The sequence below is a fragment of the Streptomyces fradiae genome (assembly GCF_041270065.1).
Lineage (GTDB): Bacteria > Actinomycetota > Actinomycetes > Streptomycetales > Streptomycetaceae > Streptomyces.
The window spans coordinates 5,337,809-5,352,169 of record NZ_CP065958.1 but is presented as its reverse complement, the minus strand read 5'-3'; the positions used below and the strand labels follow the sequence as shown (position 1 = coordinate 5,352,169).

13 protein-coding genes and 1 riboswitch are annotated in these 14,361 nt (G+C 72.9%); all 13 genes read left to right on the top strand.

Annotated features, from left to right (window positions below; translation table 11 throughout):
* Positions 1–11: 11 nt before the first annotated feature.
* Positions 12–968: a UbiA prenyltransferase family protein gene (locus tag JAO84_RS24650; protein WP_370414806.1), complete on the top strand. Its 957-nt coding sequence runs from the start codon at positions 12–14 to the stop codon at positions 966–968.
* The gene (locus JAO84_RS24645; protein WP_370414805.1) at positions 965–1,984 is read left to right on the top strand and encodes a lysylphosphatidylglycerol synthase domain-containing protein; all 1,020 of its coding nucleotides are present in this window, start codon (positions 965–967) and stop codon (positions 1,982–1,984) included. Before JAO84_RS24650 ends, JAO84_RS24645 begins: the two co-directional genes overlap by 4 nt.
* Complete coding sequence (locus tag JAO84_RS24640) at positions 1,939–3,375, top strand: aspartate aminotransferase family protein (RefSeq protein ID WP_370414804.1); 1,437 nt, start codon at positions 1,939–1,941, stop codon at positions 3,373–3,375. Before JAO84_RS24645 ends, JAO84_RS24640 begins: the two co-directional genes overlap by 46 nt.
* 23 nt (positions 3,376–3,398) lie before the next feature.
* Complete coding sequence (locus JAO84_RS24635; RefSeq protein ID WP_370414802.1) at positions 3,399–4,439, top strand: NAD-dependent epimerase/dehydratase family protein; 1,041 nt, start codon at positions 3,399–3,401, stop codon at positions 4,437–4,439.
* 25 nt (positions 4,440–4,464) lie between these two features.
* Positions 4,465–5,517 (top strand): glycosyltransferase family 2 protein, encoded by a 1,053-nt coding sequence (locus JAO84_RS24630; protein ID WP_370414801.1) that lies wholly within the window; start codon positions 4,465–4,467, stop codon positions 5,515–5,517.
* On the top strand, positions 5,510–6,643 hold the full coding sequence (locus JAO84_RS24625; protein ID WP_370414800.1) for an endonuclease/exonuclease/phosphatase family protein: 1,134 nt from the start codon (positions 5,510–5,512) through the stop codon (positions 6,641–6,643). The genes JAO84_RS24630 and JAO84_RS24625 overlap by 8 nt, the downstream gene beginning before the upstream one ends.
* A 2-nt stretch (positions 6,644–6,645) precedes the next feature.
* Positions 6,646–7,638, top strand: a complete 993-nt coding sequence (locus JAO84_RS24620) for an endonuclease/exonuclease/phosphatase family protein (RefSeq protein ID WP_370414799.1) — start codon at positions 6,646–6,648, stop codon at positions 7,636–7,638.
* Positions 7,638–8,603: an aldo/keto reductase gene (locus tag JAO84_RS24615; RefSeq protein ID WP_370414798.1), complete on the top strand. Its 966-nt coding sequence runs from the start codon at positions 7,638–7,640 to the stop codon at positions 8,601–8,603. Before JAO84_RS24620 ends, JAO84_RS24615 begins: the two co-directional genes overlap by 1 nt.
* A complete protein-coding gene (locus JAO84_RS24610; RefSeq protein ID WP_370414797.1) occupies positions 8,593–10,473 on the top strand; it encodes a hypothetical protein in 1,881 nt (626 codons plus the stop codon). Before JAO84_RS24615 ends, JAO84_RS24610 begins: the two co-directional genes overlap by 11 nt.
* A 59-nt stretch (positions 10,474–10,532) precedes the next feature.
* Positions 10,533–11,516 (top strand): LuxR C-terminal-related transcriptional regulator, encoded by a 984-nt coding sequence (locus tag JAO84_RS24605; RefSeq protein WP_370414796.1) that lies wholly within the window; start codon positions 10,533–10,535, stop codon positions 11,514–11,516.
* Positions 11,517–11,624: 108 nt separating this feature from the next.
* Positions 11,625–11,888, top strand: coding sequence for a DUF3311 domain-containing protein (locus JAO84_RS24600; protein WP_370414795.1), 264 nt, complete (start codon positions 11,625–11,627; stop codon positions 11,886–11,888).
* Positions 11,885–13,510 carry a monocarboxylate uptake permease MctP gene (gene mctP, locus JAO84_RS24595; RefSeq protein ID WP_370414794.1) on the top strand — a complete coding sequence of 542 codons (1,626 nt, stop codon included), beginning with the start codon at positions 11,885–11,887 and terminating at the stop codon, positions 13,508–13,510. Before JAO84_RS24600 ends, mctP begins: the two co-directional genes overlap by 4 nt.
* Before the next feature lie 85 nt (positions 13,511–13,595).
* The gene (locus tag JAO84_RS24590) at positions 13,596–14,105 is read left to right on the top strand and encodes a GNAT family N-acetyltransferase (protein WP_370414793.1); all 510 of its coding nucleotides are present in this window, start codon (positions 13,596–13,598) and stop codon (positions 14,103–14,105) included.
* 34 nt (positions 14,106–14,139) lie between these two features.
* A riboswitch (cobalamin riboswitch) is annotated at positions 14,140–14,297 on the top strand.
* Positions 14,298–14,361: the final 64 nt, after the last annotated feature.

Here is a 14,361-nt window from a genome sequence, read left to right as displayed (position 1 = left end):
GGAGTCCGCACATGGCTACGCCCACGCTCACCGGCCGGCAGACCCGCCCGACCGCACGGCCGCCCTCTCCCCGGCCACCCGGCCTCGTCGCCGACCTCACCGCCCTGGTCCGCCCCGGCCAGTGGACGAAGAACCTGGTCGTCGTCCCGCTCGGGCTGCTCGGCGCGCCCCGCCTCGACGGCGCCGCGCTCGGCGGCGCGTTCGCCGCGATCGCCGTCTTCACCCTGGCGTCCGCGCTGATCTACCTGGTCAACGACCTCGGCGACCGGGACCGCGACCGGCGCCACCCGGAGAAGCGGCACCGGCCGATCGCCGCCGGCCGGATCGGGGTCGGCACCGCCGTGACGTTCGCCGCCGCCCTCGCGCTGCTGCTCGCGGCCACGATCGGGCTGACTGTCGCCACCGGCGCCACCGCGCCCGCCGACTGGTGGCCGGTCGCCGCGTACGTCGCGCTGAACGCCGCGTACAGCAGGGGGCTCAAGCACGTGCCGCTGCTCGACGTGTTCATCGTCGCGCTCGGCTTCGTGCTGCGGCTCGCCCAGGGCTGTCTGGCCTCCGGCAACCCGGTGCCCAGCTGGCTCGCGCTCGGGGTCTTCACCCTCTGCCTGCTGCTGATCCTCGGCAAGCGGCGGCACGAGATGGGCGTCGGCGGGGTGCTGCACCGGCCCGCCCTTCGCGGCTACACGGTCGGCTTCCTCGACCAGCTGCTCGGCTTCACCGCGGTGCTCGCGGCGGTGAGCTATGTGCTGCACGTGCAGGCCAGTCCGGTCTTCGGCGCCCACGGGCCGCTGGTCGCCGTCCTCACCGCGCCCTGCGCGCTGTTCGGCCTCGCCCGCTACCTCCAGCTGATCGTGGTCGACGCGGGCGGCGGCAACCCCACCCGGGCCCTGTTCCACGACCGGACGACGGTGGCCAACGCGCTGCTCTGGGCGGGCCTGCTCACCGCGGCCTGGCTGCTCGGCCGATGACGACGACCGCCCTGCCCGCCCCCGGCGTACGGCTCCGGCGCCTGCTGCGGGTCCTGTTCCCGCTCGCCGTCGTCAGCGGCATCGGCGTCGCGCTGTACGAGCGGGCCGGCGAGCTCGCCGCGCTCGTCCTGCGGCCCGGCTCCGTCCCGTACCTGCTGCTCGCCCTCGCCGCCAACGCCGTCGCCGTCCTGTTCACCATGGCCACCTGGCGCAGCCTGCTCGCCGACCTCGGGCCGCGGCTGCCCGGCCGGACCACCACCCGGATCTACTTCACCTCCTACCTCGGCAAGTACGTGCCGGGCGCGGTCTGGGGCGTCCTCGCCCAGCTGCGGATGGCCGGCGCCGCCGGGGTGCCCGCACCCGTCGTGCTCGCCGTCTTCCTGCTCAACCTGATCGTCGCCGTCCTCACCGGCCTCGCCGTCGGACCGGTCGCCGCGCCCTGGACGCTCGGCCCCGGGGCCTGGTGGCTGGTGCTGCCGGGCGCGCTCACCCTCGTACTCCTCGTGAAGCCGCGGCTGCTCAACTCGCTGGCGGCGTGCGCCGCCCGGCTCGCCCGGCGGCCGGCGCCGCAGGCCCGGGCCAGTGCCCGGGGCGTACGCCGGGCGCTCGCCGCCGCCACCGCCTCCTGGGCGGTGTCCGGACTGCATCTGTGGGCGCTGGCGGTGATGCTCGGCGCCCCGCCGCTGACCGCGCTGCCGGTCTGCGTGGGCGGCTTCGCCCTCGCGACCGCCGCCGCGAGCCTCGTGGTCGTCCTGCCGGACGGCTGGGGCGCCCGCGAGGCCCTGCTGCTGCTCTCGCTGACCGCCGTCCTGCCCTGGCAGGAGGCGACGGCGGTCGCGGTGGCCAGCCGGGTGGTCTGCACCCTCAGCGAGGTCCTGGTCGGCGGCGCCGCCCTGCTCCTCACCCTGCCCCGGAAGCCCCGCCCCTCCCCCGTCGTTCCCGACTCTCCCGACTCTCCCGAAGGAATCCCGTGTCCGGACAGCAGCTCTACACCGTCGACGACTGCGAGTCGCTGACCACCAAGCAGGTCCACGGCCTCTACAAGGACCACGTCAACAAGGCCCAGGTCTCCCTGATGACCTCCTTCGGCTTCGGCCAGGAGCTCGTCGAGAGCGCCGAGGGCGTCTGGATCACCCAGCGCGACGGCCGGCGGGTGCTCGACTTCACCGGCGGCGTCGGCGTCCTCAACCACGGCCACAACCACCCGCGGATCCTCGCCGCCCGGCAGCGCTTCCAGGACCGCAAGAGCATGGAGGTCCACAAGACCTACTTCTCGCCGTACGTCGCCGCCCTCGGCCACAACCTGGCCCAACTGCTGCCCGGCGACCTGAACATGTCGTTCTTCCCCAACTCCGGCGCGGAGGCGGTCGAGGGCGCGGTCAAGCTGGCGTACAAGTACCACGGCGGCCGGCGCTCCCGGGTGCTGCGGGCCGACATCTCCTTCCACGGCAAGCTGCTCGGCTCGGGCGCCCTGACCGGCCAGAACGCGTCGGGCTTCCAGTTCCCCGGCATCCCGGGCGTGGGGATCTTCCGGTACGGCGACCTGGACTCCGTACGGAAGCTGGTGGCCGAACTCCGCACCGCCAAGGGCGAGTCGGACGTGTACGCGATCCTCATCGAGCCGCTGTCGGCGTCCACGATGAACGAGTGCTCGGAGGAGTTCCTGCGCGGGCTGCGGGAGTTGTGCACGGCCGAGGACATCGTGCTGCTCTTCGACGAGATCTACACCGGCTGGGGCAAGACCGGCACGCTCTTCCACTTCATGCGCTACGAGGGCCTGGTCCCCGACATCCTCACCACCTCGAAGTCCTTCGGCGGCGGCAAGTCCTCCATCTCCGCCTTCGTCGCCCGCGAGCCGGTCTTCCGCAATGCCTACGACAACCTCACCGACGCCCTGCTCCAGTCGACCTCGACGACCTACTACGGCTTCGGCGAGGAGGCGGTCACCGCGATCGAGGCGGTCAACGTGGCCGTGGAGGACGATTATCCGGCGCGCGCCCGGGCCATCGAGCGGATCCTCGGCCCGGGTCTGGAGCGGATCGCCAAGGAGCACCCGGACGTGGTCGCCGAGGTGCGCGGCCACGGGGCGCTGCACGGCGTCTTCCTGCACAAGGGCCCGAAGGTGCTTGAGCTGGTGACGAAGCTGGTGCCGGGCGCGATGACGAAGGACCCGCGCTTCCGCACCAAGCTGATCACCTCGTCGGTGGTCAACGCCCTGTACCGGGACCACGGCGTCTACACGTACTACACGCTCAACGGCGACAACCCGCTGATGGTCGCCCCCTCCCTGGTCGCCGAGGAGCACGAGGTCGAGTTCTTCCTCGACTGCCTCGACAAGACCCTCGCCCAGGGGCTGCCCCGTCTGCTCACCCGTTTCGTCAAGGAGAAGGTGTCGTCGCTGTGGTAACGCGCGCTGAAGGAACCCGGGTCGTGGTCACCGGCGGTGCCGGAATGCTCGGTTCGACCCTGATCGACCGGCTGCTCGATGACGGCCGGCAGGTGCACTGCGTGGACCTGCGGGCCCCCCGTACGGAGCACGGGAACCTCACCCACACCGTCTCGGACGTCCGGGACGAGGCCGTGATGAAGCGGGTGACGGCGGACGCGGACGTGGTGGTGCACTGCGCGGCGGCGCTGCCCAGCTATCCGGCGGACACCATACGGTCGGTGATCGTCGGCGGTACGGAGGCGGTGCTCGGCGCGGCCGAGGCGAACGCCGTGCCGCGGGTCGTGCACATCTCCTCGACCGCCGTGTACGGGCTGCCGAAGGTGGTGCCGACGCCCGAGGAGTACCCGCGCGAGCCGGTCGACACCTACAGCGCGGCCAAGGCGGAGGCGGAGGTGGTCGCGGAGCGCTTCCGGGGCCGGGAGATGTGCGTGCCGATCCTGCGGCCGAAGACCTTCCTCGGGCCGGGCCGGATGGGGTTGTTCGCGATGCTCTTCGAGTGGGCGGAGGAGGGCCGGAACTTCCCGGTCCTCGGCCGCGGCGACGTCCGCATCCAGATGTTCGACGTGGCCGATCTCGTGGACGCGGTGGTGACGGCGATGGAGGCGCCGGACGAGCGGGCCGACGACACCTTCAACCTCGGGGCGACCGAGTTCGGCACGCTCCGCGAGGACTTCCAGGCCGTCCTGGACGCGGCGGGCCACGGCAAGAAGGTCCGTTCGCTGCCCGCCCGGCCGGCGCTCGCCGCGCTCAGCCTGCTGCAGCGCTCCGGGCTCTCCCCGGTCTACGGGCGGCTGCTGCACAAGCTGCTCGACGACAGCTTCGTCTCCACCGACAAGGCCCGTGACGTGCTCGGCTTCCGGCCGCAGCACTCCAACCAGGACGCCATTCTGCGCACCTTCGCCTGGTGGCGCGCCCAGCAGGCCGCGCAGACCGCCGCCCGCCCCGCGAAGAAGAGCGAGGGCGTCACCAGCGTCGAACCGTGGCGCCAGGGAGCCCTCTCCCTCGCCAAGGTCCTCTTCTAAGGTCCTCTCCTAGGAGCACCCGATCATGTCCTCCCTCCCCCTCGTCTCCGTCATCGTCCCCAACTACAACTACGGGCGCTCGATCGGCCTGTGCGTCGAGGCCGCCCTCGCCCAGACGTACCCGAACATCGAGGTCGTCGTGGTCGACGACTGCTCCACCGACGACTCCGCCCGGATCGCCGCCGAGGCCGGCGCCCGGGTGGTGTCCACCGGCGTCAACAGCGGGGTCGCGGTGGCCCGCAACCTCGGCGCCGAGGTCACCACCGGCGAGATCCTGGTCTTCCTCGACTCCGATGTCGCCATGCACCCCGACGCGGTCGCCAAGGCCGTCGAACTCCTCGCCGCCGGGCAGGGGTACGGGGCGATCTGCGGCACCTACGAGCCCGAGCCGCTGATCCGGGACAGCCTGATCGAGGAGTACCGCTCGCTCCAGCAGTACTACCTGCTGCTCAAGTCGGAGGGCGTGATCACCACCGTCCACACCGCGATCCTGGCCATGCCCCGGCGGGTCTTCGAGGAGGTCGGCCCCTTCAACCCGATCCTGCGGCACACCGAGGACCAGGACTACGGGCGCCGCATCTCCGAGCGGTACACGGTGCTCAGCTCCCTGGAGGTGCGGGGGCGGCACGACCACGACGACACCGTGAGGATCGTCCTCGACAAGGTCTTCGCCCGCGCCCGGCTCGCCGTGCCGCTCATCCTCGGCCGCCGCCACCTCCAGGGCGGCTTCGTCACCGGCCCGCGCGCCGGCGCCAGCCTCGCCGCCCCGCTCGCGGTCGCCGCCCTGGCCGCGCCGCTGCTGTGGGGCGCGCTGTGGGCGCTGCTTCCGCTCGCCCTGTTCGTCCTGGGCGTCCTCGGCGACCTGGACATGTACCGGGAGGTGCGGCGGCACCGGGGCCGGGTCTTCCTCGGCTACTTCGTGGCCGTCAACTTCCTGGTGAACCTGACGGTGTTCGCGGCGATCGCCGTCGCGGGCGTGCAGTGGCTGTGCTCGGCGCGCTTCCGGCATCTGTACGACCCGCAGCCCCGCCCCGACGCGGCGCCCGCCCCTGCCTCGGTGGGTGCGGGTCGTGGCTGACACGCTCGCGCCGGAGGCCGTACGGGAGGAGGCCGCCCCGGCCCCCGCCGTACGGCCCCGGGGGCGCCGCCGCAACCTGCTTGTGGCGGGCGCGGCGGCGGCCTGGCTGGTGCTGCTCGGCGTCGAGTGGGTGCTCGACGGGCGGTTCTGGCCCGGCAACCTGGTCGGCATCGTGCCACCCGCCGCCTTCGTGCTCGTCCCGCTGCTCCTCGCGGCCCTGGCGCCGCTCGCCCGGGGCTCCGCCCGGTGGCGCGCCCTGGGCGCGGCGGGTCTCGCCCTGCTCCTCGGTCTCGGGCAGTCGGGCATCGACCCGGCGGCCCTGTGGCGGTCCGAGCCGCGGCCCGGCGCGGACGCGGTCCGGGTCTTCGCCTGGAACACCAACTCGTGGAACCAGCTCCTCGGCACCCAGGACCACTTCTACGCCTTCCTGAAGGCGAAGCAGGCGGATGTGTATCTGCTGCACGAGTACCAGCACGTCACCGCCGACCGGAAGGGCAAGCTCCCGATCGACGACCTGGCGCGGCTGCGCCGGGAGTTCCCCGGCTACGAGGTGGTGGTGCGCGGCGAGCTGGTGACGCTCTCCCGCTTCCCCGTCGTCGGACAGCCGGCCGTCGGCCCGGCGCGGGCGGTCCCGGCGGGCGCCGACTGGGCGACGACCTACCGCGAGACCAAGGTGCTGCGCACGGACCTGCTGGTCGGGGGCCGGGTGGTGTCGTTCTACAACGTGCACATGCCGGTGTGGAACAGCATGCCGGACGGTCTCCTGTCCCCCGCCTTCTACCGGCACATGCGGGAGCGCTTCGCACCGCGCCGGGCGCAGTACGCGGGCCTGACGGCCGACCTGGCCGCGAACCGCAACCCGGTGGTGGTGGCCGGCGACTTCAACACCACGGCCGCCATGACGGACCTGGACCCGCTGCGGGAGCGGCTCGCCGACGCGGCGGGGGTGAGCACCGACCCGTACCCCACGAGCTGGGAGGAGGGCGGCTGGAAGCCGTTCTGGCGCACCGACTGGGCGTTCACCGGGAACGGGGCGCGGGCCGAGCGCTACTCCTTCGGCGATCCGGAGAAGCTGTCCGACCACGCGACGCAGGACCTGTGGGTCGGGCTGCCGGGGAGGGACTGACCGTGGTCCTCCTCTGCACTCTCGGCTGGGCCGGCTTCCTCGCCCTGCACCTCGCGCTCAACGGGCGCTGGTGGCCCTGGCTCGCGGTCTCACTGCTTCCGCCGGTCGCCCTGGCCGCCGTACCGGTGGCGCTGCTGGCCGCCGCCCTGGCCGGCGGGGCGTGGGGGGCCGCGGGGCTGGCGGCCGGCTGCCTGCTCGTCGCCTGGCCGCAGAACGGGATCAATCTCCGGGCCCTCGGGCGGCGGCGGTCCGGCTGCCCGGATCCGGGCAGCGGGCCGCGGCTGGTCTCCTGGAACACCCAGCACTGGAACCAGGGCGGCGATCCCGACCGGTTCTACGCCTTTCTGCGCGAGCTCGACGCGGACGTGTACGTGCTCCAGGAGTACCTGAACGGCTTCGAGGGCGGCGAGGTCTGGGACATCGACGACGAGGAGCGGCTGCGGGCCGCGTTCCCGGACCACCACCGGGCGATCGGCAACAACGCGGTGACGCTGTCCCGGCTCCCGCTCGCCGGGCCGCCGGTGCCGGTCGGCGCCTGCTCGCTGCGGGCGGACCTGCGGACCGGCGACGGGGTGCTTTCCACGTACAACGTGCACATCCCCGTCCAGCTGACCGTCATGAACCCGCTGCGGCCGGCGTTCTTCCGGGACATGCGGCGACGCTCCCGGGCCCGGGACGCGGAGTACGCGGCGCTCGTCGCCGACCTGCGGGACAACCCGCATCCGGTGCTCGTCACCGGGGACTTCAACACCAGCGCGGCGATCGGCGACATCCGCCGGATGCCCGGCTCGCTGCGCGACGCGATCGGCGTCTGCCGCTCGGTCCTGCCGGCCAGCTGGAACGCCCGGTCGCGGCTGCGGCTGTGGCGGATCGACTGGGCGTTCACGGGCGGCGGCGCCCGGGTCGGCGCGTACCGCTTCCGCGACGCGCGGGGCCTGTCGGACCACCTGGTCCAGGAACTCACCCTCATCTCTCCGAAGAAGGGAAACGACTGATGGAGTACACGACGCTCGGCGGGCCCGACGGCCCGCGCGTGAGCACGCTGTGCCTGGGCACCCTGCCCTTCGGCACCCGGATCGACGAGGAGACCGCCTTCGCCGTCCTCGACCGCTTCCACGAGGCCGGCGGCACCTTCATCGACACCGCCAACACCTACGCCTTCTGGGAACCGGGGGCCACCGGCGCGGAGAGCGAGCTGGTCATCGGGCGCTGGCTGCGCAGCCGGGGCGTCCGGGACGAGATGGTGCTCGCCACCAAGGTGGGCGCGCTGCCCGATCCGCCCGGCTCGGCCTGGCCGGAGTGCGCGGAGGGCCTGTCGGCGCCGGTGATCCGGCGGCAGGTGGAGGAGAGCCTGCGCAATCTCGGCACGGACCGGATCGACCTCTACTACGCGCACATCGACGACCGGGCGACGCCGGTCGCCGAGACGATGGGCGCGTTCGGCGAGCTGGTCGCGGCCGGGAAGATCGGCCGGGCCGGCTGCTCCAACTTCGCGGCCTGGCGGATCGAGGAGTCGCGGGGCGCGGCGCGGGCCGCCGGGGTGCCGGACTACGCGGCGGTGCAGCAGCGCTTCACCTATCTGCGGCCGCGCCCGGGCGCGGAGTTCGGGGTGAACCCGCACGCCTCCGAGGAGCTGCTCGACTATCTGGGCACCCGGCCGGAGCTGACCTTCACGGCGTACACGACCCAGCTGACCGGCGCCTACACCGATCCGGCCAAGGAGGTGCCGGAGCAGTACCGGCACGCCGGCTCGGAGCGGCGCCTGAAGGTCCTCGCGGAGGTCGCGGCGGAGACCGGGGCGACGGCGAACCAGGTGGTCCTGGCCTGGGCGCTGGGCGGGCGGCTCCCGGTGCTCCCGGTGATCGGGGCGAGCTCGCCCGGGCAGCTCGACGAGACGCTGGGCGCGGTGGGGCTGACGCTCGACGAGGAGCTGAGGAAGCGGCTCGACGATGCGGACTAGGACCGGGCCGCTGTACGTGGTGTGGCTGCTCGCCCTGCTGGTGGGCGGGGCGGTCGCGATGGCCGGCCTGGGCCGGCTCGACCAGTCGTTCACGGCGACCGGCGGGCCCGGCCACCGCGCCAACCAGGAGATCCACGAGCGGTACGGGAACGGGGCGGCGGTCCCGCCCCTGGTGGCCGTGCCGCCCGCCGGGGACCCGGACGCGGTGGCCCGCGCGGCGGGCCCGGGCGCGCGGACGGTGACCCGTACGGAGGCCGGCATCAGCTACGCGCTGGTGTACCCGGGCGCCGGGAAGGCGGACCTGGCGGGGCTCGCCGCCGTCGAGGAGACGGCCGAGCGGCTCCGGGCCGCCGGGGCCGAGGTGACGGGCGTCCTGCCGCTGACGGCGGACAGCGCGGCCACGGGGCCCGGGCCTTGGGTCCTGGCGCTGAAAGCGGCCTGCGCCCTCGGCTTCCTGACGCTGCTCGCGCTGGCCTTCCGCTCCCCCCTCGGCGTCCTCGCCCCACTGCTGCTCGCGGCGACCGTCACGGTGGGCGCGCTGCTCGCGACCGAGGCGGCGGCCTCGGTGACCCCGGTGAGCTTCGTCGTGGTCTACCTGATCCCCGTGACGGCTCTCCTGATCACGGTCCACCGCCGGACCCTCCCCCCGGAGGCCGCAACCCGCTCGGCCCGCACCGCCGGCCCGGCGGGCGCGGCGGCCTTCGCCGTACTGGCCCTGTTCCCGGGGGTGTTCCTGCGCTCGATCGGCATCGCGGGCGCGGCGGTGTGTCTGGTGGGGCTCGCGGTGACGGTGTGGCTGGACCCGGTGCTGCGGTCGCTGGCGCGGAGCGGCCGGGCAGGCGGCGCAGGCCGAGGTACCACGCGGCGCGCGGCGGAGCCGACGCCGGCGGCAGGCCCGGCGCGGAGCAGCCGGACAGGCACCCCACGCCGCCGCACGACGCGGCGCGCGGGCGCGCCGACGGTCGGCGCCGACCGGCTCCCCGCCCCGGGGCGGTTCCGCCGCCCCGGCCTCGTCTCCTCCCGCTCCCTCCCCCTCGCCGCCCTCGTCCTCCTCCTGCTCTGCGCCGGTGCGGCCCCGCTCCTCCGGGTCGGGAACCCCGAGGCCCGCGCCCTCGTGGACGCCGGGCCCGCCCGCGCCGGGCTGGACCGGCTCACCGCGGCCGGGGTGGCGCCTGGGGTGCTCAATCCGTTGGAGGTGCTTGTGCCTTCGGGCGCGGTCGGGGAGGTCGTGCGGGCTGTGGCGGGCGTTCCCGGGGTGCGGTTCGTCGTGGCGCCGGACGGGGACGGGTGGCGCAGGGGCGGAACGGCCCTGGTCGTGGTGGTGCCCGAGGAGGAGCCGATGACGGCGGGCGGGGCGCGGGCGGTCGAGGGGGTGCGGGCGGCGGTCGCCGGGACCGGCGCGCTGGTCGGCGGTTCGGGGGTGGTGGACCGGGATCTGGTGGCGGGCGACTACGGGTTGCTGCCGTACGCCGTGCCGGTCGCCGCGCTCGCCGCCTTCGGGGTCCTCGTACGCCGGCGGCAGGGCCTGCGGGACAGCGCCCGCACCCTGCTCGGGGCGCTGCTCGCGGCGGGCGCGGCGGCCGGCGGGCCGGTGCTGCTGTGGCAGTACGGGCTCGCGGGCACCGGCACCGGCACCGGCGCCGTGACGGGCTGGGTGCCGCTGGTGGTCGGGGCGTTCGCGTTCTGCGTGACCCTGGAGCGGCCCGGGCCGCTCGCGGCGGGCGCGTGCGCGCTCGCAGTGCTCGCGGTCGGGATCGGCCCGCAGGTCGAACTCGCCCTGCTCGTCTCGGCGTTCGCCCTGACCGCGCTGCTCGGCGCGCTCGGCGCCCGGGCCCGTCTCACCCCTCGGAGTTCACCCCTATTGGTCTAGACCTAGACGGTGGCACCCCTCTAGCATCGACGACCGCCGTGACAAGGGGGAGATGGGACATGCTGGAGGCGCTCGGCATCAAGGAGTCGACGGAGGACGTCTACCGTCTGCTCCTGGAGCGGCCCGAGTACGGGGTGACGGAGATGGCGGCCCATCTGGGCCGCCGGGAGAGCGAGGTCCGCGACGCGCTTCTGTGCCTGGCGGATCTCAAACTCGTCCTGATGGACGAATCCTCGGGCGAGGTGGAGCCCTTCTCCCCCGACGTCGGGTTCTCCTTCCTGCTGTCCCGCGCGGAGGCCGAACTCAGCAAGCGCAGACGCCAGGTGGAGCAGGCGGGCCGCGCGGTGGCCGGAATCCTCGCCAGCTACTCCGAGGGACCCGAGCACACGACCCGCCGCGATCTGGTCGACCGGATCACCGGGCTCGACGCGGTGCGCGAGCGCCTGGAGGACCTGGCGGCCGGCGCCCGCTCCGAGTGCCTGTCACTGCTACCGGGCGGCGCGCAGCTGCCCGACACCATGGACGCGAGCAAGCCGCTCGACCAACTCGCCCTGGAACGCGGGGTCGGGATCCGGTCGATCTACCAGGACAGTTTCCGGAACGATCCGCCCACCGTCGACTACGTGCGCTGGTACTGCGGCCTCGGCGGCGAGGCCCGCACCGTCCCCGTGGTGCCCATGCTCATGGTCATCGTCGACCGCGAGGCCGCGCTCGTCCCGGTCGACCCGACCGACGGCCGGGCGGGCGCCCTGGAGGTGCGCAGCCCGGGCCTGGTGCACGCCCTGGTCGTCCTCTTCGACCGGATCTGGGAGTCCGGCACCCCGTTCGGCGAGGCCCCGCGCCGCGACGAGCACGACCTCTCGCCGCAGGAGCGGGAGTTGCTGATGCTGCTCGGCATCGGCTGCACCGACGACATCGCCGCCCGCCGGCTCGGGGTCTCGCTGCGCACCGTGCGCCGGATGAGTTCGGAGCTGATGAACCGGCTCGGGGCCCGCAGCCGCTTCGAGGCGGGCGTCCGCGCGGCCAAGGAAGGCTGGTTGTGAACCACCACGGCAACACATCCGTGATACGGACAGGGGTTCCGAGAATGCGAACGGTCCCCTAGATTTCCTCGGCATTACCAGGTCATCGGCACGTGGGACGGGATCGCCATGTCACAAGCGGCACAAGGGAACCAAGGGAAACAATCGGTCATCACCCCCATCAGGGTGGTGATCGGGCTCTGCCTCTTCGCGCCGTTCGTCGCGATGCTGTGGGTGAGCTCCTACGCGAAGGTGGATCCCACCTTCATCGGCGTCCCGTTCTTCTACTGGTACCAGATGCTCTGGGTGCTGATCTCGACCGTGCTCACCGTGGTCGCCTACAAGCTGTGGCAGCGTGACCAGCGCGCCCGCAAGGGAGGTGACGCGCGATGAAGGACGGCGTGAACGGCGTCGCGCTCGGCGTCTTCATCTTCTTCTTCCTGGCCGTCACGGTCATGGGCTTCCTGGCGGCCAGGTGGCGCCGGGCCGAGAACGAGCACAGCCTCGACGAATGGGGCCTGGGCGGCCGCTCGTTCGGCACCTGGATCACCTGGTTCCTGCTGGGCGGCGACCTCTACACCGCGTACACCTTCGTCGCCGTCCCGGCGGCGATCTACGCGGCGGGCGCGGCCGGCTTCTTCGCGGTGCCGTACACCATTCTGGTCTACCCGCTGATCTTCACCTTCCTGCCGCGCCTGTGGTCGGTGTCGCACAAGCACGGGTACGTGACCACCTCGGACTTCGTCCGCGGGCGCTTCGACTCCAAGGGTCTTTCGCTGGCGGTCGCGGTCACCGGCATCCTCGCCACCATGCCGTACATCGCGCTCCAGCTGGTCGGCATCCAGGCCGTCCTGGACGTGATGGGCGTCGGCGGCGGCGAGAACACCAACTGGTTCGTCAAGGACCTGCCGCTGCTCATCGCCTTCGGCGTGCTCGCCGCGTACACCTACTCGTCCGGACTGCGCGCGCCCGCGCTCATCGCGTTCGTCAAGGACACGCTCATCTACATCGTCATCGCGGTGGCGATCATCTACATCCCGATCAAGCTGGGCGGCTTCGACGAGATCTTCGGCAGGGCCGGCGAGGCCTTCGCCCAGGTCAACCCGGCCACCGGCAAGCCCAAGGGCGCGCTCATACCCGGCGAGGCGAGCCAGTGGACGTACGCGACACTGGCGCTCGGCTCGGCGCTCGCGCTGTTCATGTACCCGCACTCGATCACGGCGACGCTGTCGTCGAAGAGCCGCGAGGTGATCCGCCGCAACACCACCATCCTGCCGCTGTACTCGCTGATGCTGGGCCTGCTCGCGCTGCTCGGCTTCATGGCCATCGCGGCCGGCGTCAAGGTGCAGAACGGCCAGCTCGCCATCCCGCAGCTCTTCGAGAACATGTTCCCGGACTGGTTCGCGGGCGTGGCCTTCGCCGCCATCGGCATCGGCGCCCTCGTGCCGGCCGCGATCATGTCGATCGCCGCGGCCAACCTCTTCACCCGCAACATCTACAAGGACTTCATCAAGCGCGACGCGACCCCCGCCCAGGAGACCAAGGTCTCCAAGCTGGTCTCGCTCCTGGTGAAGGTCGGCGCGCTGGTCTTCGTCCTCACCATGGACAAGACCGTCGCGATCAACTTCCAGCTGCTCGGCGGCATCTGGATCCTGCAGACCTTCCCGGCCCTGGTCGGCGGTCTGTTCACCCGCTGGATGCACCGCTGGGCGCTGCTCGCCGGCTGGGCGGTCGGCATGATCTACGGCACGGTCGCCGCGTACGGCGTCGCGAGCCCGACCCAGAAGCACTTCGGCGGCTCCTCCGCCGAGATCCCGGGCATCGGCGAGATGGGCTACATCGCCCTCACCGCCTTCGTGCTCAACGTCCTCGTCACCGTGGTCCTCACCTTCGTCCTCAAGGCCGTCAAGGCCCCCGAGGGCGTGGACGAGACCTCGCCGGCGGACTACACGGCCGACGCGGGTGACGCGGGCGTCGCCGCCGACCTGCCGAAGGTCGGCGCCGCCGGTCACTGACCCCGGACCCGCTCCGTACGAAGCCTCCGCCCGTCCCCGGAATCCCGGGGGCGGGCGGAGCCGCGTCCGGGGCAGACTGCGTGCCATGGACTTCACGATCAGAGCTGTACGGCCCGAGGAGTACGAGGCCCTCGGCGAGCTCACCGGCCGGGCCTACCTCGACGACGGCTTCCTCCTGCACGGCGCGGACGACTGGTACTACGGGCATCTGCGGAACGTGGCCGGGCGGGCCGAGGTGGCCGAGGTGCTCGCCGCCGTGGACGCGGACGGCACCGTCCTGGGCGGGGTGACCTTCGTCCCGGCCCCCGGTGTGATGGGCGACCGCGCCCGGCCCGGCGAGACCGAGATCCGGATGCTGGCCGTCGACCGCGCGGCCCGTGGCCGGGGCGTCGGCGAGGCCCTCGTGCGGGCCTGTGTCGAGCGCGCGCGGGCCGTCCCGGGGTGCGAGAGGATCGTGCTGTCCACCCAGCCCGAGATGCGCACCGCGCACCGCATATACGAGCGCCTGGGCTTCCGCCGCGCCCCGGAACGGGACTGGGCCCCCATCCCGGAGAAGCCCGATTTCCTGCTGCTCTGCTACGCCCTGGAGTTGTAGGAATCCAGACGGCTCGTCAGACGACACACAACATGTGGGGGGTGCCGCGATCGGCGCCCCCCACATGTATGCTCGTCCTCGCTGTCGCCGCAGGGGAATCCGGTGGAAGTCCGGAACTGTCCCGCAACGGTGTACTAAGTGCGTTTCCGTACGACGTGAGTCCGAGGACCTGCCGACAGCGCGCCCGGTCCGTCCGTTCCGGGTGCCACAGACGTCCGGGCCTCGCGGAGTGGGCCGGTGGACGCGGCGCCGCCGT